Below are 25,270 nucleotides of genomic sequence, written 5' to 3' on the forward strand. Positions count from 1 at the left end.
TTGTCACAGCCCACCGTTTTTTGTTTTTTCACCCACTTTGGAGAACCCCTCATGAGCCCCCTGCCCCATCGCCTGAGCCTGCGCAGCGCCGCCCTTGCGCTGTGCGCCGCCACGCTGGCCGCCTGCGGCCAGCAGGACGCCCCGGCCCCCGCGCCAGCGCCCGCCCCCGCGCCTGCCCCGACAAGCAGCAGCGCCAGCCCCGCACCGGCTGCAGCGCCGGCCACCGCACCGGCCTCGGCGCCCAGCGCCGCCACCGCGCCACAAGGCGAGCAGGCCGCTGCCGAGAAAAAGCCGCTCAAAGTGGCCTTTGCCTACATCGGCCCGGTCGGTGACGGCGGCTGGACTTTCGCGCACGACAACGGCCGCAAAGCCATGGTGCAGGCCTTGGGCGACAAGGTGCAGACCAAGTTCGTCGAAAGCGTGCCCGAGTCGGCCGATGCCGAGCGCATCCTGCGCGGCTTTGCCGCCGAGGGCCATGACGTCATCTTCGGTACCACCTTCGGCTACATGGACTACATGGCGCGCCTGGCGCAGGACTTCCCCAACGTCAAGTTCGAGCACGCCACTGGCTACAAGACCGGCCCCAACCTCAGCACCTACGACAGCCGCACTTATGAAGGCGCCTACCTGGCGGGCATCGTCGCCGGCGCGATGACCAAATCCAATGTGCTGGGCGTGGTCGGCTCCGTGCCCATCCCCGAGGTGATCCGCAACATCAACAGCTTCACGCTGGGCGCGCAATCGGTCAATCCGGCCATCACCACCAAGGTCGTCTGGGTCAATGAATGGTTCAGCCCCCCCAAGGAGACCGAGGCGGCCACCTCGCTGCTGCACAGCGGCGCGGACATCCTGTTCCAGAACACCGATTCGGCCGCCGTCATCAAGACCGCGCAGGAAAACGGCAAGCGCGCCTTCGGCTGGGATTCGGACATGACCGCCTATGGCCCCCAGGCGCACCTGGCCTCGGTCGTCATCAACTGGGGCCCCTACTACACCCAGACCGTGCAGTCCGTCATGGACGGCAACTGGAGCAGCAAGCAAAGCTGGTGGGGCGTCAAGGAAGGCGCGATCGATCTGGTGGGCTTGGCCGACGACATCCCGCAAGAGGCCAAGGACAAAGTCGCCCAGGTCAAGCAGGGCCTCAAGGACGGCAGCTTCCATATCTGGAAAGGCCCGATCGTGGACCAGAGTGGTCAGGCCGTGCTGGCCGACGGCCAGGTGGCCGACGATGCTTTCCTGCTGGGCATCAAGTTCTACGTCAAGGGCGTCGAAGGCCAAGTGCCCGGCAGCAAGTGATTGAGCGGCGGTGCCACATGCGCCCGCCGACCCAGCGCTGCAGCCTGAGCCTGTAGCGAACGCATCAAAAAAACCCCGCCATGTATGCGCATGGCGGGGTTTTTGGTTCATGCCCGGCTGGATGCTGCCTCAGGCATCAGCTGCATTCATCAGCTGGCATCTCCCACTCGCAGGTGATAACCCTGGGCGAGCGCATCGCGCGTGGCGCTGCGCACCTCGGCGCGGGTCAGGCGGCTGGCCGGCTGGGCCAGCGCGGCAGTGGCCGAAGCTTCGCCAGCGGCTGGGCGCTGGGCCAGCGCTTCGGCATGCACAGCCGCGCGCTCCACCACTTGCTGCGAATGCTGCTGTGGCTCAGAGAACAGCGGCCCTTCGCCAGCTGCAGGAGTGGATTGAGCGGCCAAGGCATGACCAGCCAGCAGCAAAGCGGCCAGGGCGGGGGCGGTGGTGATAAGACGGCGGTTCATGGTCGTGATTCCTTTCACTTTCAAAGTCCATGCAGTGGAGACATTCCACTGCAAAAAGCCTTCAACGGCTTGCGTGGGACGCATTGTGAGACAACCAAAATGTGTAAAAAAGCCCCAAATAGGCAATACATTGATTCCCAAAAAGAAACAATTGAAGCACTGCCCCCAGAAATCTCACGCCAACCCACGCCTGCCCTGCCTGGCCCAGCCCAACGCTGGGCCGGGCCACCGGATCGGGCGCAAGCGCGCTGGGGCCGTTGCAGGCAGCAGCGGCAAACCCCACCGGCCCGCACAGCCGCACGCAAGCACAGCCTCGCCAACACGGCAGGCGGCCTGGGCTGTGTTAGGCTCGCCGCCCTGTAGCGGGCAACGCCCACCTTGGCCAAGCCCCCGCCGCCCCCATTGCGCCATGGCCCTCGCTGGCGCAACGGCATTCCCCTCGATGGCCTGCACCATGATTTCTTCGACTTTTCGCCGCCTGGCGCTGCTGTGCTGCGCCCTTGGCCTGCCGCTGGCCGCCACCGCCAGCGAGCAGCTGATCAAAAGCAAGGCCTGCATTGCCTGCCACAGTGTGGAGCGCAAGATCGTCGGCCCCTCGTTCAAGGACATTGCCGCCAAGCGCCATGCCGAGGATGGCGCGGCCGCTGCCATGGCCGAGCGCATCCGCAAAGGCAGCAAGGGGCAATGGGGCCCCGTGCCCATGCCGCCCAACACGCGCGTCAACGAGGCCGAGGCCCAGGCGCTGGCGCAATGGATTCTCTCTTTGCACCCCGCCAGCGCCACGCCGGCAAAAGCGCCGCCTGCCTCAGATCAAGCGACGGACAGCGCCAAGGGCAGCCCCAAAGACCAGCCCAAGGAAGACAAAGCAAAACCCACGGCCAAGCCGTGAGCGGCTTGCCGTGGGTTTGAGCAGGCCATCAATGCCGGCTCTCAAGCCTTGTGCAGCAGTAGCGCCAGTTGATCGGGCTGCAGCCAGCGCCACTGGCCTGGGGCCAAGTCTGCGGGCAGTTGCAGCGCGCCGATGCGGCTGCGGTGCAGCGCCTCGACGCGGTTGCCCACGGCCGCGATCATCCGCTTGACCTGGTGGTACTTGCCCGCGTGCAGCGTCAGGCTGATGTGGGTGGGGCTGTGCTGCTCGATGGCATCGGCGCGCACGCTCTGCCCGGCGCGGGCATCGTGCAGCACCACGCCCTGGCGCAGTTGCTCGATCTGCGCGGGCGTGACGGCATGGCGCGTATGCACCTCATAGACCTTGGGCACGTGGTGGCGCGGCGAGCTCATGCGGTGGATGAAAGCGCCATCGTCCGAGAGCAACAGCAGGCCGGTGGTGTCCTGATCGAGCCGGCCAATGGCCTGCACGCCCGGCTGCCCGCCCTTGACGGGCCGCTGGCGCAAGGGCCCAGGCAACAGGGTGTAGATGCTGGGGTAGGCCGAAGGCTTTTGCGAGCACTCCGTGCCGGCGGGCTTGTGCAGCATCAGATAGGCCTTGGCATGGTAGGGCCAGACCTGCCCTTGCACGCGCAGCTGCAGCGGCGGCTGCGCGGCTTCATCGACGGGCAGCCATTGCGCCGTATCGTCGGCGCGCTGCCAGGGGCCATCGCCCCAGGCAAATTCCACCATGCCGGCTTGCACCAGGCCATAGCACACGCGGCGCGTGCCAAAGCCTTGCGAGTACAGGATGTCAACCAGCTGCACGGCTGCGCCCGGCCTCAGGCTGCGCGCCCGTTGGCGTAGAAGCGGCGGATCAGCTCCCAGGCCTGCTCGGGCTCGTCGCAGTAGTGAAACAGCTCCAGGTCCTCGGGCGAGATCATGCCCTCCTCGACCAGTACCTCGAAATGCACCAGGCGCTTCCAGTACTCGCTGCCAAAGAGGATGATGGGCACGCGCTTGGCCTTGCCCGTCTGCACCAGCGTCAGCACCTCGAACAATTCATCGAGCGTGCCGAAACCGCCAGGGAACACCACCAGCGCCTTGGCGCGCATCAGCAAGTGCATTTTGCGCAGCGCGAAGTAGTGGAACTTGAAGCTCAACCCCGGCGTGATGAAGCGGTTGCCGCTTTGCTCGTGCGGCAGGGTGATGTTCAATCCCACGTTCAGCGCGCCGGCCTCGTAGGCGCCACGGTTGGCCGCCTCCATGATGCCGGGGCCCCCGCCAGTGCAGATGACGAAGCGCTGCGGCACCGGCTCGGATTCGCAGGCGCGTGAGACCAGGTGCGCAAAGGCGCGCGCGCTTTCGTAGTAGCGTGCGTTGCGCACCATGCGCTGGGCGCGCGCCAGGGCGGCGGCATCGCCGCTGCGCTGCGCCGCTTCAAGCTCGGCCTGGGCCGTCTTGGCATCGGCCACGCGCGCGCCGCCAAACACCACCACCGTCTGGTGGATGCCGCGCGCCTCCTGCTCCAGCTCGGGCTTGAGCAGCTCCAGCTGAAAGCGCAGACCGCGTGTTTCCTTGCGGCTCATGAACTCCGGGTCGTCAAAGGCCAGGCGGTAGGACTCGGGCTGCAGGGCCTGGGGGTTGAGGGCCTGGGCGTCGATCTCGTCGATCGAGCGGGTCAGGGTGTTGTGGATTTGCGGTGGCGTAGCTTGCATAAAGAAAGAACAGAAATCGGATGGCGATGAATCAATGAACGGATTGGCTGGGCTTGGCGCAAGACGCTGGCTCGTCAGGCATGGGTAGCAGCGGACTGGGCCGCACCGCTGCTGGCCATGGCCTGGCCCATGCGCACGGCAGCGCCGGGCTGCCACTGCGGGTTCCAGCGCAACCGCGCCTCGGGGGGGGTGAGCACGATCACAGTCGAACCCAGCAGAAAGCGCCCCATCTCCTGGCCCTGGCGCAGATCCACAGGCGTGCCGCTGGCGTACTCCCAGTGGCGCACAGCGCCAGTGCGAGGCGGCGTGACCACGCCATGCCAGCTGGTGGCGATGCTGCCGACAATGGTCGCGCCCACCAGCACCAGCACGAATGGCCCCCAAGGCCCTTCGAACCAGCAAACCAGCCGCTCGTTGCGCGCAAACAGGCCATCGAGCGCCTGGGCCGTGGCTGGGTTGACCGAATACAGATCACCCGGCACATGGCTCATGCGCAGCAGGCGTCCGGCACAGGGCATGTGGATGCGGTGGTAATCGCGCGGGCTGAGGTAGAGCGTGGCGAAGTCGCCCTGGTGGAACGGCGCGGCCCGCTGGGCATCGGCCAGCAGCTCGGCCACGCTGTAGTCGCGCCCCTTGGCCTGCACGATGCGCCCTTGCTCGATGCGCCCGCACTGGCTGATGGCGCCATCGACCGGGCAGATCCAGTCGCTGTCGGCCAAAGGCCTGGCATCCGGACGCAGCGCGCGCGTGAAGAAATCGTTGAAGCAGGCGTACTGCGCCGCATCGCTGTGCAGCGCCTCCTGCATGTTCACCTGATAGCGCCGGATGAACCAGCGGATCAGCGGCTGCGCCAGCCAGGGCTGGCGCGCCGCTGCCAGCTGACCAGCCAGGCGCGTGAGCGCCACGCGCGGGAGAATCTGTTGCAGCAGCAAGGTCATGGAGGTTCCAGAACGGCGCCAGCCAGCCAAGACGGGGACGGAGATGGCGCCTTTTCGGGGCAAAGGGCGCGATTTTAGAGCCTGTTACGAACCCACGCCCGCCACGCTGGCCTCATGGTTTTTGGCGCCAAAGCCCGGCGCTGACGTTGTGCCGCTCGTGGCGCAACACCTCAAAGTGCGCGCCGCAGGCTTGCTGCAGCGCCTGGGCCACCGCCGGGTAGTAGGCCATGTGCAGGTGCGCAAAGCGCTGCGGCAGCGGCGCTTGCCGGCACAGCGGCTGTGCATCCTCGGCGCTGTAAAGCGGCAGAATGCGCACCGGCTTGTCCGCCTTGCGCTACAGGTAGTAGCGGTAGCCGGCCGGGTTAGAGCGTGTTCAAAATCTCGGCGCGAGTGGGCAAGAAGCGGTTTGGGGTGGGCTGCAAGGCGCAAAACGCAGCCATAGCTGGGGCTATGGCGAGGCTTTGCGGGCGCAGCAGAGCGCCCAAATCCGCTCTCTTGACCGCCGTGCAAAGATTTTGAACAGGCTCTGAGTGCTGCAGATGCATTCTGGCTGGCACAGCGACGGGGCAACCCTGCACCTACACAGTACAAAGCCCGCCCCCCGGCGATGCCAGAGAGCGGGCTTTGTATGGGCAGCCGATTACTCAGTCTGCGCGCAACGCACAGGCTTACTTCTCAATCTTCGCTGCCTTGTAGAGCTTTTCCTGGAACTCGGCCAGCTGCTGCTGGGCCAGGTGCTGCTCGATCTGCGGCTTGAGCGCGTCCAGTGTGGGCGGCTTGCTCTCGCGCTTGTCCTTCAGGTGCAGGATGTGCCAGCCGTATTCGGTTTTGACGGGCTCCTGGGTGAACTTGCCTTTTTCCAGCTTGGTCAAGGCCTCGGCAAATTCGGGCACGTAGGTCTCTGCGCGCTGCCAGCCCAGATCACCGCCCTTGGCGCCCGAGCCAGGATCCTTGGATTTTTCCTTGGCGATGGCCTCGAACTTGCTGAAATCCTTCTTCAGATCGGCAATGATGGCCTTGGCCTCTTCCTCTTTCTCGACCAGGATGTGCGCCGACTGGTATTCAAAGCCTTTTTGCTGCTCGACGAATTTGTCGTACTCAGCCTTGATGGCCTTGTCGGTGATGGGATTGTCCTTCTGGTGCTTCTGGAACAGCGCGCGGATCAGAAAGGTCTGGCGCGCCAGGGCCATTTCTTCCTTAAACGCCTGGCTGTCTTCGAGCTTGAGCTTCTTGGCTTCCTGCTCGAACACGGCGCGGCGGATCAGCTCCTCCTTGACCTGGGCCTCCAGCTCAGGGGTCTTGGGGCGGCCACTTTCTTCGAACTGCTTGATGAAGAAGTCGTAGCGCGCCTGCGGGATGGCCTCGCCGTTGACGACCGCCAAATCCTTGGCCGAGGCGGGCAGCACAGTTGCAGCCAGGGCGCCGGCCAGAGCGGCGCACAGCAATTGTTTTTTCATTGAGATCAAAGCCTTTCAGGGCGTGGAGAAAAGAAAACACGGCGCCACGGGCACCGGGCCATGCGCTCAGCAGCAGAGCAGCCATGGCTGCAAAACACAGCGGGGGCTGCAAAGCCCCCTGCTGCAACCCGCTTCGGGTTCAGGACTGCTTGAGCTCGATGGCCAGGGCATGCAGGCCGGCATCGAAAAAATCGCGCAGCGCATCATACACAAGGCGATGCGCGCTCACGCGGCTGGCCCCCAGAAACAATGGTGAGGCAATGTGCACCCGGAAGTGGGTGCCAAAGCCCGTGCCATTGGCCCCGGCATGGCCGGCGTGCTGATGACTCTCGTCGATGACCTGAAGTTCCGTGGGCTGCAGCCGCTGGCGCAGCCGCGCCTCGATGGCGGCGGCGGTGACGGCGTTGGCTGCATGAGATGCAGCGTCAGCGCCTGGGGTGTCGGGCGAAGGGTTCATGGCGTATTGGGGGTGGGGTATTGAGAAGGCCACTCTTTCAGCGCTGCTCCGGATGCTGCACGGCGGCGGCATCACCTGTCGCTGCGCTGGGCGGCGGCGCATCGCCAGGCGGCGTGGCAGGCGATGCTTGGCTGCCGGGCGCGCCGACGATCTCGATGTGCCGGCCCAGCAGCATGAACAGCAGTGCAATGGCGAGGAAGCTGATGACCGGGCTGCCAAAGGTCTTGTAGTTGACCCAGGCGGCCTCGCTAAAGTTTTTCGCCACCACAATATTGATCACGCCCATGGTGATGAACAGCCCGCTCAAGCCCCAGACCAGCTGGCGCCAGGCGTGCTCGGGCATGCGCATCTGCCCACCCAGCAGCAGCTTGAGCGGGTTACGGCCCAGCACATGCAGAGACACCAACAGCACGGCCGCCAGCAGCCAATTGACGATGGAGGAGCGCCACATCACGAAGATGGGGTTTTGCAGCACCAGGGTCATGCCGCCGAAGACGCCGATCAAACCCATGCCCACCCACTGCATGGGCTCGACCTTGCGCCCGCTCAGCAGGGTCAGCACGATCTGCAGGGCCGAGACGCCAATGGCCACGGCAGTGGCTACGTAAATCCCCCATTTCACATAGGAGACATAAAACAGCACGAAGGGCAGAACGTCGAAGAAGAATTTCATGGCGCAAGGACCAGGCGGCGGCATGGCCTGCCGCCTGCCGTGGCAGGGGGAAAAGAAGCGCCCGCCAGCGGCGGGCTCCAGCGGGCGATTCTATCCACGGCCTGCCATGAGCGCCTTGTCCCTCACCCGCCCAGCGAAGGCCTGCGCCACTGCCAAGCTGGGCGACAATGCGCGCTGGATTTGCCACCCGCCCGCGCCTGAGCACCTGCTGCGCCGGATGTGCCAGCGCCAAGGCCCGGGCGGGCCATCCCGCATTCCCCAACGACATTCCCAAGACATTTCCAAGGAGAAAAACCATGCTGGGCCTGATGCAGCATCAACCGCTTTTGATTTCGGCCATGCTCGAACACGCCGAGCGCCACCACGGCGACGGCCAGATCGTTTCGCGCCGCGTCGAGGGCGACATTCACCGCTACACCTACAAGGATCTGGCCGCGCGTGCGCGCCAGATCGCCAATGCACTCGATGCCGAGCAATGCGCGCCGGGCGAGCGCGTGGCCACGCTGGCCTGGAACGGCTACCGCCACATGGAGCTGTACTTCGGCGTCAGCGGCTCGGGCCGGGTGCTGCACACCATCAACCCGCGCCTGCACCCCGAGCAGATCGCCTGGATCATCAACCACGCCGAGGACGTGATCCTGTGCTTTGACACCACTTTCACGCCGCTGATCCAGGCCGTGCACAGCAAGTGCCCGGGCGTGAAGAAGTGGGTGGCCATGTGCGACGCCGACAAGCTGCCGGCCGACACCGGCATCCCCAACCTGGTCAGCTACGAGAGCTGGCTGGCCGGGCAAAGCAGCCAGTACCGCTGGCCGCAGCTCGATGAGAACACCGCCTCCAGCATGTGCTACACCAGCGGCACCACCGGCAACCCCAAGGCTGCCGTCTACAGCCACCGCTCCACCACCTTGCACACCTACGGCATTTGCATGCCCGATGTGATGTGCCTCTCGGCCAGCGACGCCATCTTGCCCGTGGTGCCCATGTTCCACGTCAACGCCTGGGGCACGCCCTACGCGGCGGCGGCCACCGGCTGCAAGATCGTCTTCCCCGGCCCGGCGCTGGACGGCAAATCCGTCTATGAGCTCATCGAGAGCGAAGGCGTGACCATGGCCGCTGGCGTGCCCACCGTCTGGCAGATGCTGCTGGGCCATATGCTGCCCAACCAGCTCAAGTTCAGCACGCTCACGCGCACCATCATCGGCGGCTCGGCCTGCCCGCCAGCCATGATCGAGACCTTCGAGAAGCAGCTGGACGTGCAGGTGCTGCACGCCTGGGGCATGACGGAGATGAGCCCGCTGGGCACGCTGGGCAAGCTCAAGAACAAGCACCTGCAGCTGCCGCAAGAGGAGCAGTTCAAGGTGCTGCAAAAGCAGGGCCGCGCCGTGTTCGGCGTGGACATGAAGATCGTCAACGAAAAAGGCGAAGAGCTGCCCTGGGACGGCAAGACCTATGGCGACCTGCTGGTGCGCGGGCCCTGGATTCTGTCCAAGTACTACAAGCTCGAGGGCAACGACCCGCTGATCTACGACGAGCGTGGCCAGGGCTGGTTCCCCACTGGTGACGTGGCCACCATCGACGCCGACGGCTTCATGCAGATCACCGACCGCAGCAAGGACGTGATCAAGTCCGGCGGCGAGTGGATCAGCTCCATCGACATCGAGAACATCGCCATGGCCCACCCGGCCGTGGCCATGGCCGCCTCCATCGGCATGCCGCACCCCAAGTGGGACGAGCGCCCCATCGTCGTCGTGGCCCTCAAGCCCGAGCAGCAGGTGAGCAAGGAAGAGCTGCTGAAGTTCTACGAAGGCAAGCTGGCCAAGTGGCAGATCCCCGATGACGTGGTGTTCGTCGACAGCATCCCGCTGGGCGCCACTGGCAAGATGCTCAAGACCAAAGTCCGCGAGCAACTGGTGGGCTACAAGCTGCCCACGGCCTGAGCGCCCTGTTCACCGTCTCTGCCCCCCGCTCTCGCTCATCGCCTCCGTGGCAAGCGGGGATGAGTGTCTGAGGGCGGGTCGCAGCACCCGCCCAGCCTCAGCGCCATCGCAGACGCTGCTGGGCGTTCATTCAGCGTCTGAAGGCAGCAGCACGGTGCGACCATCCGCGGCCTGGGTCAGGCGCAGCAGTTGGGCATTGAAGGCTTGGTGGTCGCGCTCGTCGTGCGAGATCAGCATCAGCGGGATGCCCAGCTGCAGCAGCAGCGCCAGCACCTGCTCGCGCATCTCTTGGCGCAGTTGCGGGTCGAGCGCCGAGAACGGCTCATCGAGCAGCAACGCCTGCGGCTTAAGGATGGCCAGGCGCGCGAGCGCCACGCGCTGCTGCTGCCCGCCCGAGAGCGTGTGCGGGTACTGCCCGGCCAGGTGCGCGACCTGGAAACGCTCCAGCCAGTGCATGGCCTCGTCCTTGTGCGCGCGCGACAAAAACCCCCAGGCGCCACGGCGCAGGCCAAAGCCGACGTTGCCCAGCGCCGTCAGGTGCGGCAGCAGCGCGTAGTTCTGGAACAAAAAGCCCATGCGGCGCTGCTGCGGCGCCACGTGCAGGCCGCTTTCGCCGTCGTAGAAGGTCTGGCCGCCGATGCGCACGTGCCCGGCATCGGGGCGCAGCAAGCCGGCCACGGACTGCAGCACCAAGGTCTTGCCAATGCCCGAAGGGCCCATCAGCACGATGCGCGGGTGGCTGGCGCGCAATTGCACGTCCAACTCGAAAACACGCTCGGCCGATTGCAGGCGCTTGCGCACGTCGATGTCGCACCAGGGCTGGGCGCCCTGCCCTGCTGCGGCCTGCAACGCGGCGGCATTGGCGGCTCTGGCACCGCTGACGGCCTCTGGGAAGCTCAAGCTGTTCATGCTCCGCGGGCCTCCTGCCGCTTGGGGGTGATCCAGGTGGCCAGCAGCAACATGCCCACGCACACGCTGGAGATCACCAGCGCCAGCAGCGTGGCCGTGCCATCGCGCCCGGCCTGCACGGCCTCATAAATGGCGATCGACAGGGTTTGTGTCTTGCCCGGGATGCTGCCGGCAATCATCAGCGTGGCGCCAAACTCGCCCAGCGCGCGCACGAAGCCCAGCACCATGCCGGCCATGATGCCGCGCCAGGCCAGCGGCAGGCTGATGCGCAGCACGATGCCCCATTCGCTCACGCCCAGCACCCGCCCGGCCTGCTCCAGCTGCGGGTCGACGGACTCAAACGCTGCGCGCGCCGGCTTGAACACCAGCGGAAAGCTGACCACGGCGGCGGCCACGACCGCACCCTGCCAGCTGAAGATCAGGCTGATGCCCAGGCTGTCCTTGAGCCAGGCGCCCAACCAGCCCTTGCTGCCCAACAGCACCAGCAGGTAATAGCCCATCACCGTGGGCGGCAGCACCATGGGCAGCGTGAGCACGGTGTCGAGCACATTGCGCAGCCAGCAACGGCTGCGCGCCAGATACAGGCCGACGACGATGCCCAGCAAACCGCTGATGCAGGTGGCCCAGAACGCCACCTTCAGCGACAGCAGCAGCGGCACCATGACCGCTGCCATGTCCAGCCCCTGCGTCATCGCGCCCTCCCCGGCCCTAGCGACCGGCTGCCCTTGCCATCCATGGCGTCGCGCTTACTCGGCCGGCGGCAAAAAGCCAAATTGCGCCAGCACCTTTTGCCCATCGGTCGAGAGCACCAAAGCCATGAAGCGCTGCGCCGCCTCGGGCTGCGGCGCCTTCTTCAGCACAGCAATGGGATAGACCACCGGCTTTTGCGTAGGCACCGTATAGGCTACCTTGACCTTGTCGGCCATCAGCGCCGCATCCGTGCCATAGACGAAGCCGGCATCGACCTCGGCGCGCGCCACGTAATCCAGCGCCTGGCGCACGTTCTGCGCCAGGATCAGCTTGGGCTGCAGCGCCTCCCACTGGCCGCCGGCCTCCAGCGTGGCCTTGGTGTAGCGGCCCACGGGCACGCTGTCGGGGTTGCCGATGGCAATGCGCGCAATGCCTTGGGCGCGCAGGCCATCGACATCGGCCAGCGCCACGCTGCTGTCCCTGGGCTGGATCAGCACCAGGCTGTTGCGCGCAAACGCCTGGCTCTTGCCCTGCTCGATCAGGCCCTTCTCCTCGGCCATCTGCATGGTCTTCTGATCGGCGCTGGCGAACACATCCACCGACGCGCCCTTGTCGATTTGCTGCAGCAGCGCGCCCGAGCCGGCGAAGTTCAGCTCCACCTTATCGCCCGGATGGCGCTGCTCGTACTGCTGGGCGATGACCTTAAAAGCATCGGCCAGGCTGGCCGCTGCCGAAACCGTGATCGTCTCAGCCCAGGCCGCGTGTGCGCCCAGCGCCAAAACCGCAGCGGCCAGGGGCCGCAGAAAAACAGAAAACCGCTTGTGCATGGCAATGCTCCCATCGTGAGGTGAAACTGCGCGCCCTGAGCGCCGCATTTGCCCTGCAGGCTGCAGCGGCTGGCGCAAGCCGCGAAATATACACAAAGATATAGCGCCAGCCAGGCAAGCGCCGCCCATGCCGCAACCCACTTGCCGCTCATTGCCCACCCATTTGCCGCTACCATGCGGCCCCATGCCCCATCGCCCCGAACAGCCCCACAACGACCGCCCGGCCAGCACCTCCGGCCTCAGCCACTTCGACGCCCAGGGCCAGGCCTGGATGGTGGACGTGGGGGCCAAGCCAGCCACCCAGCGCAAGGCCGTGGCCTGCGGCAGCATCCGCCTCTCGGCCGCCGGCTTTGCCGCGCTGCAAGACCCCGCCGCCGGCCACAGCCCCAAGGGCGACGTGCTGGGCGTAGCCCGCATCGCCGCCATCCAGGGGGCCAAGCAAACCAGCGGCCTGATCCCGCTGTGCCACCCATTGCCGTTGAGCCACCTGCGCGTGGACTTCCGCCTCGACGCTGCCGCGCTGCGCGTGCATATCGAGGTCTGCGCGCAGACGCTGGGGCAAACCGGCGTGGAGATGGAAGCCCTGACCGGCGCGGCCATTGGCCTGCTGACCATCTACGACATGCTCAAGGCCCTGGATAAGGGCATGGAAATCGAGCACATCGGCCTGCTCAGCAAGGAAGGCGGTAAAAGCGGGCCCTGGCAGCGCCCGGCCCAAGACTGACCGCCTGTCATTCAGGGCCTGTCATTGCCCTGTGCCGCACCGCAGACGGCGCAATGCGGGTCGCGCGCCAAGGCCCAGGCCTGCGGCGCAGGCGCCAGCGCATTGAACAGCAGCAGCTGCCCGCACGGCGCGCCGCCCAGGCCCAGCAACAGCTTCAGCGCCTCGCTGGCCTGCGCCGTGCCCACCATGCCCACCAGCGGCGCGAACACGCCAAACACCGCACAGGCCCCGTCGCCCGCCTGCCCTGGCGGGAACAGGCAGGCATAACACGGCGAATCTGCGCGGCGCGGGTCGAACACACTGAGCTGCCCTTCAAAACGCGTGGCCGCCCCCAGCACCAGCGGCGTGCGCGTGGCCACGCTGGCCTGGTTGATGGCATGGCGCGTGGCAAAGTTGTCGCTGCAATCGAGCACCACATCGCAATCGCCCAGCAACTGCTGCAACTGCGGCCCATCGAGCCGCCGCACCAGCGCGCGCACGGCAATGTCCGGGTTCTGCGCCGCCAGGCGCTGCGCCAGCACCTGCGCCTTGGGCTGGCCCAGATCGCCCGGCGTGAAAAACACCTGGCGCTGCAAATTCGAGGCCTCCACCACATCGTCATCGGCCAACCAAAGCCGCCCAACCCCCGCCGCCGCCAGATACGCCGCCGCCGCATGGCCCAAGCCGCCGCAGCCCACCACCAACACCGTGGACTGCAACAGGCGCTGCTGGCCCGCGATGTCGATCTCATCGAGCAGAATGTGCCGCGCATAGCGCAGCAACTGGTCGTCATTCATTCAAAGCCACCCGCATCCAGACCGCGCCAGCAACACACACCGCGCCAACGCCAAAATCGGCCATTGTGCCGCAGCGGCGCAGGCCCACCATCCCGAGACGAGACACAGACCATGACCACCCGCGCCCACCGCCTGCTGCAATTGCTGGAGCTGCTGCGCGCCCGCCGCAGGCCGATGCCCGGCCAGCAACTGGCCGAGGCACTGGGCATCAGTCTGCGCACGCTCTACCGCGACATCGCCAGCCTGCGCGCCGAAGGCGCCGCCATCGAGGGCGAACCCGGCATCGGCTATCTGCTGCGCCCCGGCTTCACTCTGCCGCCGCTGATGTTCAGTGCCGACGAGCTGGAAGCCCTGGTGCTGGGCGCACGCTGGGTCGCCAACCAGTCCGCCGACCCGGCATTGGCCGAGGCCGCCGACCAGGCGCTGCGGCGCATCACCGGCGTGCTGCCCAGCGATTTGCGGCTGCAAGTGGAAACCAGCGGCCTGTTTGTCCCCGGCCGCTGCGACGCACCATTGACTGAGCCGTGGCTGCCTACGCTGCGCCATGCGATTCGCCACGAACACATCCTGCAACTGGACTACCGCGATGCCGAAGATGCCCCCAGCCAGCGCCGCATCTGGCCGTTTGCCATGGCCTTTTTCGATGAAACCCGGCTGATTGCCGCCTGGTGCGAGCTGCGCCAGGACTTTCGCCACTTCCGCGCCGACCGCGTGCAGCATCTTGCCGACACCGGCCAGCGCTACCCCGAGCGCCGCCACAGCCTGCTGCGCCGCTGGAGCATTGAGCAGGGCATTGCGTTAGATTGATCGCCCTTTCTTGCAGCACCCGACCCGGCAGCCGCCATCATGACCATCTTTCACCAAACCATCGACAGCCCGGTTGGCCGCCTGCTGATTGCCGCCAGTGACGAGGGCCTGCACGCCATCGAGTTTCCGCAAGGCCGCCACTCGGTCAAACGCGATGCCAATTGGCAGGAAAGCCGGCAGGAAAGCCCGCACCCGCTGCTGAGCGAAGCCGCCCGGCAACTGGGTGAATACTTTGCCGGCCAGCGCCGTGTGTTCGAGCTGCCGCTGGCGCCGCAGGGCACGGACTTCCAGCAGCGCGTCTGGCAGGCGCTGCGCACCATCCCCTATGGGCAAACCCGCAGCTACGCGCAACTGGCCGCCGCCATCGGCCAGCCCAAGGCCATGCGCGCCGTCGGCGCGGCCAATGGCCGCAACCCGCTGTCCATCGTCGTGCCCTGCCACCGTGTCATCGGCGCCGATGGCGCCCTGGTCGGCTTCGGCGGCGGCCTGCCGGTCAAAACTTTTTTGCTGCGGCTGGAAGGCGCGCTGGCGCGAGGCTTGACCGACTGAAAAGGCATCGCCCCCAGGGCATCTTCAGCCACCGCAAGCGGGGCAGCCGCCCAAGTGCGCTGCGGCTCAAAGCCGCACCCGGCGGGCCTCGCGGCCTGCACGCTTGTCTTCCAAGTCGGCATAGATCACCAAATCGTTGCCCACGATTTTTGCCCTGGGTTTCTCCCAAGCCTGCGCATCATCTGGGACGATGCACTGCGCCGTGCGGGTCTGCACGTCATAGACCCAGTGGCCACGGATATTGCCCAAGCCAAAGGCATCAATACAGATGCGGGCATGCGGGTGCTGGTGAAAGCCCCCCAGCCACGCCGCAAAATAGCGTTCGCTCAGCCACCAGCCCCAGTCATCCAGGCGGCTGCCGCCATCCACCGCGCGCGGCACGGGCACCGATTCGCCATCCACCCACACCACTGCGCCACCTTCCCACGCATCGGGGCCCGCAAACAGCAGCGCGCAATGGGCCTGCTCAGGCGAGAAGAACGCCCAGGCGCTCCAGTGGTCCTGTTCCCGGGCGTGAATCTCTCCGGCAGTGTCGAAAATCTTCCACTCTGCCGCGCGGAAGTCATGCACGCGTGCGCTGGCCGCCAGCGGGGGCATGGCTTGGGTGAACACGCCCTGGTCGGGCCGCACGCCGTTGCGCATGGCCTCAATCAGCGTGGCGTACCAAGCCTTCAGGGCTTTGGATGCCGGAGTGGGCGCGGGATCTTCTTCAAGCGGCATGGTGACAACCCCTGATCAAAGCGGCACCCAGCGGGCCACGCGGCCTGCGACCTGATCCTCAGGGCTTGCATAGATCGCCAAATCGTTGCCCACCACTTCCGCTTTTGGTGTTTCCCAGGCGTCTTCGTCGCCCGGCGCGATGCTCCGCGCCGTGCGGGTCTGCGCGTCGTATATCCAGTAGCCAAAGATGTTGCCCAGGCCGTGGGCGCTGATGCAGATGCGGGCATGCGGGTGCTCGTAAAACCCTCCCAGGCGCACCGCAAACCAGCGCTCGTTCAGCCATTCGCCTGTGTCCTCCAGACGGCTGCCTCCCGTAGCAAATCGCGGCACGGGCACCGGCTCGCCATCCACCCAGACCATCGCACCACCACCCCAACCGACGGTGGTTCCGGTAAAAAGCAGCGCACAATGCGCCTGCCCCCTGGGCGAGAAAAAGGCCCAGCCGCACCAGTTGTCCCGCTCCTGCGCTTCTGTTCGTCCCGCGTCCTCATCCACCGTCCATTGCGCCGCCAGAAAATCCGACGCGCGTGCGCTGGCCGCCAGCGGTGGCATGGGCTGGATAAACACGCCCTGGTCCGACGGCACGCCGCTGTGCATGGCCTGCACCAGGGTGGCGTACCAGGCCTTCAGGGCTTTGGATGCCGGAGTGGGCGCGGGATCTTCTTCAAGCGACATGGTGACAACCCCTGATCAAAGCGGCACCCAGCGGGCCACGCGGCCTGCGCCCTGATCCTCAGGGCTTGCATAGACCGCCAAATCGTTGCCCACCACTTCTGCTCTGGGTGTTTCCCAGGCATCTTCATTTCCCGGCGCAATGCACTGCGCGGTGCGGGTCTGTGCATCCAAGACCCAGAGTCCGAGGATGTTGCCCAGGCCGTGGTCCGTGATGCAAATCCGGGTGCGGGGGTGATGGTAGAAGCCACCCAGCCGCACCGCAAAGTAGCGCTCGCTGAGCCACAGTCCCCTGCTGTTCAGACGACTGCCGCCGTCAAGCGCCCTGGGCACCGCCACCGGCTCACCATCCACCCACACCACGGCGCCACCGGGCCATTCCACGGTGTCGCCCGCAAAAAGCAGCACGCAGTGCTTTTGCCCTTGCGGTGAAAAGCTGGCCCAGCCGCACCAACTGTTTTGCTCTTGTGCCTCCAGCTGTCCCAACTCGTCATCCACCGCCCACTGTGCCGCCAGAAAATCCAGCGCGCGTGCGCTGGCCGCCAGCGGGGGCATGGCTTGGATAAACACGCCCTGGTCGGGCCGCACGCCGTTGCGCGCGGCCTCAATCAGCGTGGCGTGCCAGGCCCGCAGGGCTTGCGAGGCGGGCGTGGGCGGGCAATCTTCGTCAAACAGCATGGCGGTTGTTGGCAGGTGAAAGGGCGCGTGAAAGCACGCATCACCCAGCGCATTTTCACGACACGCAGACCTTTCACCCAAGATGACCCTGTTTTCGGCTCAGTCACGCCCCCGCCTATGCGCGGCCCTGCCGGGGACCACCCGACGCCGTCAGCACCTTATGGCTTGTCGCCTCTTTCGCTTAGCCAAGTCTTCCAAGTATCACCCGGCTCCAGTTGCTGGACGGAGGGATCCGGAAGCGGCGGCGCATCGGGCCGGCGCGGCAGAAAAATCTTGACCTGCACCTCGCCCGTGAGGGCGTTGACCTTGGCTTGCGTCAGGACGATGGCATTCTCAGGCGGATCGGCTGATATATACAGCATGAATGTTTGATGATCTCGGTCATCAGGAGATCCAAAAACACCTAATGTCAGATTTTTTTCGTCTTCCGGCGTCAGCGGCCACACGTAATCTTTAAGCGCCTCCCGCGTAGCCGGTCGCGCAATCGCTTCCATTTCCCTGGAGTGAAGGCGTTTCTTTTTATCAACTGAACGTTGTTTGTTTGCCATGGCTTCCATCCGGTTAAACATCCAGCCCAGCCGGCCATTGACCACTTTCTGCCCCAGGCTGTTGGCCGGGGGGTTGCGCCTTCCACGGCCATGCCCAGACGGCTTTGGAAAAACCCCTGCGCAGGCGTGTAGAGGTTTTCCACCGGCGGCAAAGTGGCGTGTGTCTGCGGTGTCTGTGTCAAGCCGGTTGACACTTTGACGGCAACGGCTGGGTCCAGAGGCAGTTGCCTCAGATCCATCGGAGGATGCGCGGCAGGCGCCGCACTGGCGGAGGATACGGCCACGCCCGCCTGAGGGGAAGACTCCGCAGAGCCCGGCGGGCTTTGGGCTGCATCAGGCTTGCAGTACGCGTCTTGCGCAAATCGCGGGCCGGCAGCAACGGAAACAGGGCCAGTCATGGGAGCCCCTTCAGGCGATGGGACAAACGCCTTGGATTAGGCGCCGCCAAGCCATTGCTGTACAGCCGGTAGCGTTACCAGCTAGGACTTTTACTAGCTGGGATTCTTGCTAGCTGGTGCTCTTTCTTGTCAGGCGTTGGCGGCTCGTACCGTCTGCCTGCCACCCATCACACTGCTGACAGAAAATGACAGCCTGCCGCTCTACAGTGGCGCTGGTCGGGCAAGCCGCCTGAGACTTGCCCAGCTCCGTCCCGTCCACTTTCTGGAGATCGCCCATGTTCGCCCAGCTCACCTTCTATACCCACCCCATGTCCCGTGGGCGCGTCGTGCGCTGGATGCTGGAAGAAACCGGCCTGCCCTACGACACCGTGCTGCTGGAATACGGCACCACGATGAAAGCGCCCGAATACCGCGCCATCAACCCGATGGGCAAGGTGCCCGCCATCCGCCACGGCGACACCGTCATCACCGAAGTGACTGCGATTTGCCTGTATCTGGCCGATCTTGTGCCCGAGAAAAAACTCGCCCCGCCGGTGGGCAGCTTTGAGCGCGGCAGTTATTACCGCTGGATCAGCTTCATGGCGCCGCTGGAGCAGTTGATGATGGCCAAAGCCAGCGGCGGCAACCTGCCCAGGCCGGAATCGGCCGGTTTCGGCACCGAGCAAGACCTGCTCGACACCCTGGAAGCGGCGCTCAAAGACCGCGTGTATCTGGTTAGCAACACCTTCACCGCCGCCGACCTGCTGGTATCCGCCTTCGTCGGCTGGTATCTGCAATTCCAGCTGCTGGAGCCGCGCCCGGCCTTCGTGCAATTTGTCGAACGCCACAGCCAGCGCCCCGCTCGCCTGCGCGCCGACGAAATAGACAACGCTTTGCTGGCCGGGTCTTGATCGCGGCGCAAGCGCCCCATGTCCGTTTGGGTAGCCCAGCAGCGGGGCTTGCGACCACTGCTGTGCCACCTTCGGTCGCGCCCACACACTGCTGACAGAAACTGACAGCAGCCCGCTCTACAGTGGTGCAGGCCGGGCAAGCCGCCCGACTTGCCCAACCCCGTCCCGCCCACTTTCTGGAGATCACGCATGTCCGCCCAACTCACCCTCTACACCGCCTTTCCTTCCCGCGGCAACAACGTGCTGTGGATGCTGGAAGAATGCGAAGCCCGCTATGAAGTGGTGCCGCTCACCCTTGGCCCGGCGCTGAAAACGCCCGAGTTTCTCGCCATCAACCCGATGGGCAAGGTGCCCGCGCTCAAGCACGGCGAGGCGGTGATCACCGAAACCGTCGCCATCCTCAGCTACCTGGCCGAGCTGCATCCGCACAAGCAGCTGATTCCCGCCGCCGGCACGCCCGAGCGCGGCGCCTATTACCGCTGGCTGTGCCTGGCCCTGCATCTGGAATACGCCGCCTTCGACCGCTGGCGCGGCGTGCACAACACGCCCGAGCAGCGCATCGCCATCGGCTATGGCGATTTCGACACCTTGCTCGCCACGCTGAAAAACCATCTGCAAGGCAGCGACTACATCGTCGGCCAGCAGTTCAGCGCGCTGGACGTGTACTACAGCGGCCTCTTGGCCTTCTTGATCCACCGCGCCCAGGCCATCCCCGCCGACCCGCTGCTGCTGGCCTATATGCAGCGCCACCTGGCCCGCCCTGCCTTCGCCCGCGCCGAACAAATGAGCGCCTGATTGATGGAGGAAAGACCATGAAGATAGAAAACGTCCAAGCCTTTGTCGGCCAACACTGCGAAACCACCGCCACCGGCACCCTGCTGCGGCAACTGGGGATTGAGCTTTCCGAGCCCATGCTTTTCGGGCTGGGAGAGGGGCTGAATTTCATGTTCTGGAAGATGAAGTCGATGGCATTCCCTTTCATCGGCGGCCGGATCAAACCCGGCATCCTGACGCAAAACATCGCCAGAAACCTCCAGCTTGAACTGATTGAAAAAGAGACTTCATCCCCGCAAAAAGCCTGGAGCCATGTCAAACAGCTTCTGGACGATGGGCATGTCGTAGGACTGAAGCTCGATTGCTTTCATCTTGAATACTTTAAAAACGCCCCTCATTTTGCAGCGCATTATGTGGCCATCTATGGCTATGACACGGAAAATGCCTTCCTGATTGACACCGAACCACAAGGCGTGCAGGTCAAAACCAGCCTGGACAGCCTGGCGCGGGCCAGAGCTGAAAAAGGCTTCATGGCATCCAAACACCTGTATTACACGCTCCGGCCTTCCGGCAAGCATTTCGAGCTTGAAAAAGCCATCCCGGCGGCCATCCGCAACAACGCCCGCGAATACCTGAACCCGCCCATTACCAATATTGGCTACAAAGGAATTTCAAAAGCCAGCGCAGAAATCCAAAAGTGGTTCAAGACCAGCCACAACATCGAGCATGAATTCAAAACGGCGGCCATGCTGATGGAGCGCGCCGGAACCGGCGGCGCCTTGTTCAGAAACTTCTACCGGGATTTTTTGCTGGAAAGCCACCGGCTGCTGTCGCTGGAGCCGCTGAAAGCCGGACATGAAGCCTTTGTGGAAATTGCCAGCCTCTGGCAACAGGTGGCCGAGTTGTTTGAAAAGGCAGGCGAAAGCCAGGACTTCCAATACATCGCTCAAGCCTCGCAAACCTTGAAAGCGCTATCCGACAAGGAAAAAAGCGCCATGGAAATCCTGGCAGGGATATAGCCCACGCCCAGCCCAGGGCGCAACGCTCGCCTGCTTCGCATACAGGCCGCCATCCCCAAACCGCCCAGACAGGAGCCGCTCATGCCCACCAACCCCGACCTCGCCGCCCGCGTCCGCCGCCTACTGATTCGGCACCTGCCCGATGGTTTGGCCGTGGACGACATCACCGAGAAAAAGATGTTCGGCGGCCTGGCATTCATGGTGCGCGGCAAACTGTGCGTCGGTATCAGTGGCCGCGACTGCGAGGTGATGCTGCGCATCGGCAAGGCCCAGCACGACGCCGTGCTTGAGCACGAAGGCGTGCGCACCACGGTGATGAAAGGCCGCGAATACCGCGGCTACATCGACCTGGACGAAACCGCCTTTCCCATGCTGGAAGACCTGCTGGCGCTGGCGCTGCGCCACAACCAGGAGCTGACCGATGCCCCGCCCCGCCGCCGCAAGCAAAAGCCATGAGGTATTGGCTCGGCGTCGTCAGCCGCGCGCATGTGCTGCGCAGCGTAGCCTGACCTGATCAGCCCTGCCATGGCAACACTGCTCAAGATATGCCGCTTTTGTCCAGAAAAATGACCGACACTCTGCACACCATTTCCTATCTTGGCGCGGCCCTGCATGTGACCGTGAGCGGGCGCAGCGATGCGCCAGCGGTTTTGTTGCTGCATGGCGGGCTGGGGTCGATGGATGATTTCGCGCCCTTGCTGCCGCACTTGCAGCAGGCGTTTCGCGTCATCGCCCTCGACAGCCGCGGGCATGGCCGCTCCACCTTGGGCGATGTGCCCTTGAGTTATGCGCAACTGGCCGAAGATGCCCGCCATGTGCTGCAAACGCTGGGCGTGGCGCGCTGCACCGTGATCGGCTTCAGCGATGGCGGCATCGCCGCCTACCGGCTGGCCGCCTGCCATCCGGACATGGTCGAGCGCCTGGTCACCATCGGCGCGCACTGGCACAGCCGCCAATTGGCCGGCATCCGGCCGCTGTACGAGGCGCTGGACGAGGGCTTTGCGCGCGAGCACATGCCCTCACAAGTGGCCGCCTATCTGGCGCACAACCCCGCCCCCGACCTGCCGCGCCTGCTGTCCGAGCTCAAGCGTATGTGGCTGGATGAAAGCGCCAGCGGCTACCCGGATGCGCTGATTGCACAGCTTCGCGCGCCGCTGCTCAGCCTGCGCGGCGAGGACGATTTTTTGCTCTCGCTGCCTGACTGGGCGGCGCTCAAAACCGTGCTGCCCGGGGCGCACCTGATGCAGGTGCCGTTTGCCGCGCACGAGGCCATCGCTGAGCAGCCGGACATGGTCTGGGCAGCGCTGCAAGCCTTCATCGCAGCCTGCTGACCATGCAAGCTCTGCTGCGCCATCTGCTACATTCACAGGTAGCATCCTGCAACTGCAACAAGGTGTTTTCATGAACCGCCCCAACCCCAATATCAGCCTACTCTCGCACGTCTCGCTCGGCACCAACCGCTTTGCCGAGGCGGTGGCCTTTTACGATACCGTGCTGGCCACGCTCGGCATTGGCCGGGTGATGGATGTCAGCGAGGTATTCCCCGCCATCGCCTATGGCCGCATCTACCCGGAGTTCTGGATTCAGCAGCCACACGACGGCCAGCGCGCACAAACCGCCAACGGCGTGCACATCGCCTTCATGGCCGCCAACCCGCAACAAGTGCATGCCTTCTATGAAGCGGCCCTGGCCGCTGGCGGCACGGGCGATGGCGAACCCGGGCCGCGCCCGCACTATGGCGAGCAGTATTACGGCTGCTTCGTGCGCGACCTGGACGGCCACAAGATTGAGGCCATGGCCTGGCTGGAGCAAACGCCGGCATGAGCACACTTCCCGCCGGACTCCCCGCCGAGCTGACCGAGGCGCTGGCGGCCGCCCCACAAGCGCACGCTTTGTTTCTGGCGCTGCCAGCTTCGCACCAGCGCGAGTACGGCCACTGGATCAGCGAAGCCAAGCGCCCACAAACCCGGCAACAGCGCGCGGGAAAAGCCTTGGCGATGCTGTTGGCTAAATCACAGGCATCAAAACCACGAAAGACATGAAGGCCAAGCCCGCCCCTGCTTCACCTTGGCGCTGTCAGCCGCCCGCCATCAAAACGACGAACCCGGCTGCTTGAGAAATTCGACCTCCTCGGCCGTGCTTTCGCGCCCCAGCACGGCATTGCGGTGCGGGTAACGGCCAAAGCGGTCGATGATGCGCTTGTGCCTGATCTCGAAATCCAGCGCAGACGGCGTGGTGTAGCGCTCGAACAGGGGCACCGCCTGTTCATGGATGCGGCGGCTCTCGCTGTGCATCAGCGGCATCAGCATGAAATGCCGTTCAGTGGGCTGCATGTCGGCCCAGCCCGGCTGGCGCACGGCCTCCTGCGCCAGCGCCACGGCCATGTTGTCCTGGGCAAAGGCAATGGGGCTGGCGCGAAACAGGTTGCGCGAGAACTGGTCGAGCACGATGATTTCCGCCAGCCGCCCGGCCAGGGTTTCGCGCCAGCCATCGAGCTCCGAATACGCGGCCTGCTGCCACAGCGCGGCAAAGCGCTCGCGGATTTGTGCGTCGAAATCCTCGCTCTTTTTGAACCAGAGTGGCTGATGGTCTTCGTTGAACCAGAAATCGAGTACGGCTTGGGGGGACATGCGGGCTTTCTTGAGGTGGCTGGTGGATGGTGGGTTCTGGTTGCGGCTCAGAGCCTGTGCAAAATCTCAGCACGAGTGGGCAAGAAGCGGTTTGGGATGGCTGCAAGGCGCAAAACGCAGCCATAGCTGGGGCTATGGCGAGGCTTTGCAACGCGGCAGAGCGCCCAAATCCGCTCTCTTGACCGCCGTGCAAAGATTTTGAACAGGCTCTCAGGGCTTGGGCGCGCTCAACTGCCAGCGCGAGCGCGCCAGTGGCACGTCCTCACAGCGCTGCATCGACAAGGTGCGCCAGCGGTGATCCGGGTCGAAGGTGCGCGCCGACTCGGCCCCCGCCGACAGGCACAGGCCCGAGCCGGCCAGCTCCACCCGGCCATCGGGCCGGTGAATGAAGCGTTGCAGATGCTGCGCTTCCAGAAACGGGCTGCGCTCATCGCACTGGCGCGGCATGACGGCGGCGCCGGGCAATACGGTTTGCTGGATGCCCGCCACGGTGGCGCAGACGTTGTAGGCGGGAAAGCGGATCTTGCCGTCGGCATCCCAGACCACAGCCTCGTCGGCATACAGCCCCGGCTTGCAGTTGTGCGCGGTCATCGGCATGTCAAAGCGGATGTACGGCCCGGAGCCGAGAATATCCAGGCAATAGCCATCCTGCGGGCGGTCCAGGGCGTCCACCAGCCGCAGGTGCGCGGCCTGGGCCGGGCGCTGATTTTCGGGACTGCCTTGCGCCTCGGCCTGGGCACAGGCGGCGAAGGGCAGGCTGCTCAAGAGCAGGGCCCAAACAGGGCTGCGCCAGGATGGGATGGGGTTGCGGTGTAGGGGCATGGGGCTGGATCAATCAGATGAAAGGATGAACACAAGTGCGGCCGGCTGTTTTCGCGATGGCGATGGCGATGGCTATTCATCACACGGCAACTTGTCGCTGATGAAGTCGATGAAGCTGCGCACTTTGGCGCTCAGGTATTGGCGGTCGGGATAGACCGCATACAGCGGGTGGGCGGGCATCTGGTAGTGCGGCAGCAGGCGAATCAGGCGGCCTTGGGCCAAGTCCTCGCGGGTGATGAAGTCGGGCAGATAGCCGATACCGCGCCCTGCCAGAATCATCTGATAGACCATCATGCTGTTGTTGCTGCTGAAGGCGGTCTGCAAGTGCAGCGGATGGCGCTGGCCGTCCGCCGCTTGCAGCATGCGGCTGCGCATGTCGGCATAGTTGGGCAGCACCGCCGGAAGGGCTTGCAGCGCGGCGATATCAGCAGGCAAGCCGTGTTCGGCGATGAAGCCGGCAGAGGCGCACAGCAGCATGGTGACGGTGCCCAGCTTGCGTGCAATCAGCGAGCCGGAGAGCGTATCGGAGGCGCGCAGCGCCAGATCGAAGCCTTCGGCGACCAGATCGGTGTGGCGATTGTCCAGCGTCACATCCAGCGCCACCTCGGGGTATTGCGCGCTGTATTCAGTCAGCCACTGCGCAAACAGCGGTGAGGCAAACCAGACCGGCGCAGTCAGCCGCAGCTGCCCTTGCGCACGCGCTACGCCAGAGGCGGCTTTTTCTGCGGCCTGCTGCAAGGTGTCCAGCGCATAGACGCATTGGCGGTAATACTCGCTGCCGGCTTCGGTCAGGCTGAGGCTGCGCGTATTTCGCAGCAGCAGCTTGGCGCCGATGCTCGCTTCCAGATGGCGCACATGCTTGCTGACCATGGCGGTGGAAAGGTTCATGTGTGTGGCGGCCTTGGTAAAGCTGCCGTGCTCCACCACCTGGCGGAAGATTTTCATGCTGAGCAAAGTGTCCATACCGCCTCCATCAAGCAACAAGCTCAAGCCACAAGCAAAAAACCATCCGCCCACGTGAGCGGGC

32 protein-coding genes are annotated in these 25,270 nt (G+C 64.9%); 13 read left to right on the top strand and 19 right to left on the bottom strand.

Annotation, left to right across the window (positions count from 1 at the left end; translation table 11 throughout):
* Positions 1-51: 51 nt before the first annotated feature.
* Positions 52-1,296 carry a BMP family ABC transporter substrate-binding protein gene (locus CLI93_RS09475; protein WP_095550325.1) on the top strand — a complete coding sequence of 415 codons (1,245 nt, stop codon included), beginning with the start codon at positions 52-54 and terminating at the stop codon, positions 1,294-1,296.
* Positions 1,297-1,445: 149 nt separating this feature from the next.
* Here CLI93_RS09475 and CLI93_RS09480 read toward each other — a convergent pair whose 3' ends face one another.
* Positions 1,446-1,760 (bottom strand): hypothetical protein, encoded by a 315-nt coding sequence (locus tag CLI93_RS09480; protein WP_095542311.1) that lies wholly within the window; start codon positions 1,758-1,760, stop codon positions 1,446-1,448.
* Between the two features lie 454 nt (positions 1,761-2,214).
* Here CLI93_RS09480 and CLI93_RS09485 point away from each other — a divergent pair, with 454 nt between their 5' ends.
* On the top strand, positions 2,215-2,649 hold the full coding sequence (locus CLI93_RS09485; RefSeq protein ID WP_095542420.1) for a c-type cytochrome: 435 nt from the start codon (positions 2,215-2,217) through the stop codon (positions 2,647-2,649).
* A 41-nt stretch (positions 2,650-2,690) separates the two neighbouring features.
* Here CLI93_RS09485 and CLI93_RS09490 read toward each other — a convergent pair whose 3' ends face one another.
* From CLI93_RS09490 to CLI93_RS09520, 7 genes are all read right to left on the bottom strand, one after another.
* Positions 2,691-3,455 (bottom strand): 16S rRNA pseudouridine(516) synthase, encoded by a 765-nt coding sequence (locus CLI93_RS09490; RefSeq protein WP_095542312.1) that lies wholly within the window; start codon positions 3,453-3,455, stop codon positions 2,691-2,693.
* Between the two features lie 14 nt (positions 3,456-3,469).
* Positions 3,470-4,345: an LOG family protein gene (locus CLI93_RS09495; protein WP_095542313.1), complete on the bottom strand. Its 876-nt coding sequence runs from the start codon at positions 4,343-4,345 to the stop codon at positions 3,470-3,472.
* A 74-nt stretch (positions 4,346-4,419) separates the two neighbouring features.
* On the bottom strand, positions 4,420-5,283 hold the full coding sequence (gene asd / locus CLI93_RS09500) for an archaetidylserine decarboxylase (RefSeq protein WP_095542314.1): 864 nt from the start codon (positions 5,281-5,283) through the stop codon (positions 4,420-4,422).
* A 112-nt stretch (positions 5,284-5,395) separates the two neighbouring features.
* Complete coding sequence (locus CLI93_RS09505; RefSeq protein WP_095542315.1) at positions 5,396-5,599, bottom strand: hypothetical protein; 204 nt, start codon at positions 5,597-5,599, stop codon at positions 5,396-5,398.
* Between the two features lie 352 nt (positions 5,600-5,951).
* Complete coding sequence (locus tag CLI93_RS09510; RefSeq protein ID WP_095542316.1) at positions 5,952-6,740, bottom strand: peptidylprolyl isomerase; 789 nt, start codon at positions 6,738-6,740, stop codon at positions 5,952-5,954.
* 139 nt (positions 6,741-6,879) lie between these two features.
* Positions 6,880-7,197: a BolA family protein gene (locus CLI93_RS09515; protein WP_095995745.1), complete on the bottom strand. Its 318-nt coding sequence runs from the start codon at positions 7,195-7,197 to the stop codon at positions 6,880-6,882.
* Between the two features lie 37 nt (positions 7,198-7,234).
* Positions 7,235-7,870: an inner membrane-spanning protein YciB gene (locus CLI93_RS09520; protein WP_172425542.1), complete on the bottom strand. Its 636-nt coding sequence runs from the start codon at positions 7,868-7,870 to the stop codon at positions 7,235-7,237.
* 296 nt (positions 7,871-8,166) lie between these two features.
* On the opposite strand from CLI93_RS09520, the gene CLI93_RS09525 reads away from it, so the two are divergent.
* On the top strand, positions 8,167-9,810 hold the full coding sequence (locus tag CLI93_RS09525) for a 3-(methylthio)propionyl-CoA ligase (RefSeq protein ID WP_095995747.1): 1,644 nt from the start codon (positions 8,167-8,169) through the stop codon (positions 9,808-9,810).
* 126 nt (positions 9,811-9,936) lie between these two features.
* On the opposite strand, the gene CLI93_RS09530 is transcribed toward CLI93_RS09525, so the two are convergent.
* From CLI93_RS09530 to modA, 3 genes are all read right to left on the bottom strand, one after another.
* Entirely contained in the window at positions 9,937-10,719 is a 783-nt protein-coding gene (locus CLI93_RS09530) for a sulfate/molybdate ABC transporter ATP-binding protein (RefSeq protein ID WP_095995748.1), read from the bottom strand.
* Complete coding sequence (gene modB / locus CLI93_RS09535; RefSeq protein WP_095995816.1) at positions 10,716-11,393, bottom strand: molybdate ABC transporter permease subunit; 678 nt, start codon at positions 11,391-11,393, stop codon at positions 10,716-10,718. Before modB ends, CLI93_RS09530 begins: the two co-directional genes overlap by 4 nt.
* Positions 11,394-11,465: 72 nt before the next feature.
* Positions 11,466-12,236, bottom strand: a complete 771-nt coding sequence (modA, locus tag CLI93_RS09540) for a molybdate ABC transporter substrate-binding protein (protein WP_095995749.1) — start codon at positions 12,234-12,236, stop codon at positions 11,466-11,468.
* A gap of 184 nt (positions 12,237-12,420) precedes the next feature.
* Here modA and moaC point away from each other — a divergent pair, with 184 nt between their 5' ends.
* A complete protein-coding gene (gene moaC, locus CLI93_RS09545) occupies positions 12,421-12,960 on the top strand; it encodes a cyclic pyranopterin monophosphate synthase MoaC (protein ID WP_095995750.1) in 540 nt (179 codons plus the stop codon).
* Between the two features lie 11 nt (positions 12,961-12,971).
* Here moaC and CLI93_RS09550 read toward each other — a convergent pair whose 3' ends face one another.
* Positions 12,972-13,736, bottom strand: coding sequence for a HesA/MoeB/ThiF family protein (locus CLI93_RS09550; protein WP_095995751.1), 765 nt, complete (start codon positions 13,734-13,736; stop codon positions 12,972-12,974).
* Positions 13,737-13,847: 111 nt separating this feature from the next.
* On the opposite strand from CLI93_RS09550, the gene CLI93_RS09555 reads away from it, so the two are divergent.
* Both CLI93_RS09555 and CLI93_RS09560 read left to right on the top strand, forming a co-directional pair.
* Positions 13,848-14,543 (top strand): helix-turn-helix transcriptional regulator, encoded by a 696-nt coding sequence (locus tag CLI93_RS09555; protein WP_095995752.1) that lies wholly within the window; start codon positions 13,848-13,850, stop codon positions 14,541-14,543.
* A gap of 39 nt (positions 14,544-14,582) precedes the next feature.
* Complete coding sequence (locus tag CLI93_RS09560) at positions 14,583-15,092, top strand: methylated-DNA--[protein]-cysteine S-methyltransferase (protein ID WP_095995753.1); 510 nt, start codon at positions 14,583-14,585, stop codon at positions 15,090-15,092.
* Between the two features lie 66 nt (positions 15,093-15,158).
* On the opposite strand, the gene CLI93_RS09565 is transcribed toward CLI93_RS09560, so the two are convergent.
* The 4 genes from CLI93_RS09565 to CLI93_RS15410 form a co-directional block, all read right to left on the bottom strand.
* Positions 15,159-15,812: a hypothetical protein gene (locus tag CLI93_RS09565; protein WP_095995754.1), complete on the bottom strand. Its 654-nt coding sequence runs from the start codon at positions 15,810-15,812 to the stop codon at positions 15,159-15,161.
* Positions 15,813-15,827: 15 nt separating this feature from the next.
* Positions 15,828-16,487 carry a hypothetical protein gene (locus tag CLI93_RS09570; protein ID WP_095995755.1) on the bottom strand — a complete coding sequence of 220 codons (660 nt, stop codon included), beginning with the start codon at positions 16,485-16,487 and terminating at the stop codon, positions 15,828-15,830.
* A gap of 15 nt (positions 16,488-16,502) precedes the next feature.
* The gene (locus CLI93_RS09575) at positions 16,503-17,162 is read right to left on the bottom strand and encodes a hypothetical protein (RefSeq protein ID WP_095995756.1); all 660 of its coding nucleotides are present in this window, start codon (positions 17,160-17,162) and stop codon (positions 16,503-16,505) included.
* A gap of 158 nt (positions 17,163-17,320) precedes the next feature.
* Entirely contained in the window at positions 17,321-17,710 is a 390-nt protein-coding gene (locus CLI93_RS15410; RefSeq protein ID WP_238946620.1) for a hypothetical protein, read from the bottom strand.
* Between the two features lie 673 nt (positions 17,711-18,383).
* Between CLI93_RS15410 and CLI93_RS09585 the strand changes: the two genes are divergently transcribed.
* From CLI93_RS09585 to CLI93_RS09615, 7 genes are all read left to right on the top strand, one after another.
* Positions 18,384-18,998, top strand: coding sequence for a glutathione S-transferase family protein (locus tag CLI93_RS09585; protein WP_095995757.1), 615 nt, complete (start codon positions 18,384-18,386; stop codon positions 18,996-18,998).
* 189 nt (positions 18,999-19,187) lie between these two features.
* A complete protein-coding gene (locus tag CLI93_RS09590; protein ID WP_095995758.1) occupies positions 19,188-19,793 on the top strand; it encodes a glutathione S-transferase family protein in 606 nt (201 codons plus the stop codon).
* Positions 19,794-19,810: 17 nt separating this feature from the next.
* Positions 19,811-20,791: a BtrH N-terminal domain-containing protein gene (locus CLI93_RS09595; protein WP_095995759.1), complete on the top strand. Its 981-nt coding sequence runs from the start codon at positions 19,811-19,813 to the stop codon at positions 20,789-20,791.
* Between the two features lie 81 nt (positions 20,792-20,872).
* Entirely contained in the window at positions 20,873-21,247 is a 375-nt protein-coding gene (locus CLI93_RS09600) for a TfoX/Sxy family protein (RefSeq protein WP_095995760.1), read from the top strand.
* Positions 21,248-21,357: 110 nt separating this feature from the next.
* Positions 21,358-22,122, top strand: a complete 765-nt coding sequence (locus CLI93_RS09605) for an alpha/beta fold hydrolase (RefSeq protein ID WP_095995761.1) — start codon at positions 21,358-21,360, stop codon at positions 22,120-22,122.
* Positions 22,123-22,192: 70 nt separating this feature from the next.
* On the top strand, positions 22,193-22,615 hold the full coding sequence (locus CLI93_RS09610) for a VOC family protein (protein WP_095542334.1): 423 nt from the start codon (positions 22,193-22,195) through the stop codon (positions 22,613-22,615).
* Positions 22,612-22,833 (top strand): YdeI/OmpD-associated family protein, encoded by a 222-nt coding sequence (locus CLI93_RS09615; protein WP_095995762.1) that lies wholly within the window; start codon positions 22,612-22,614, stop codon positions 22,831-22,833. Before CLI93_RS09610 ends, CLI93_RS09615 begins: the two co-directional genes overlap by 4 nt.
* 48 nt (positions 22,834-22,881) lie before the next feature.
* Here CLI93_RS09615 and CLI93_RS09620 read toward each other — a convergent pair whose 3' ends face one another.
* From CLI93_RS09620 to CLI93_RS09630, 3 genes are all read right to left on the bottom strand, one after another.
* Positions 22,882-23,421, bottom strand: coding sequence for a DUF924 family protein (locus CLI93_RS09620; protein ID WP_095995763.1), 540 nt, complete (start codon positions 23,419-23,421; stop codon positions 22,882-22,884).
* 210 nt (positions 23,422-23,631) lie between these two features.
* Entirely contained in the window at positions 23,632-24,243 is a 612-nt protein-coding gene (locus tag CLI93_RS09625; RefSeq protein WP_095542337.1) for an RICIN domain-containing protein, read from the bottom strand.
* A gap of 72 nt (positions 24,244-24,315) precedes the next feature.
* A complete protein-coding gene (locus CLI93_RS09630) occupies positions 24,316-25,206 on the bottom strand; it encodes a LysR family transcriptional regulator (protein ID WP_172425543.1) in 891 nt (296 codons plus the stop codon).
* Positions 25,207-25,270: the final 64 nt, after the last annotated feature.

Origin of the sequence: Vandammella animalimorsus (assembly GCF_002288875.1) — a bacterium.
GTDB classification, from domain to species: domain Bacteria; phylum Pseudomonadota; class Gammaproteobacteria; order Burkholderiales; family Burkholderiaceae_C; genus Lampropedia; species Lampropedia animalimorsus.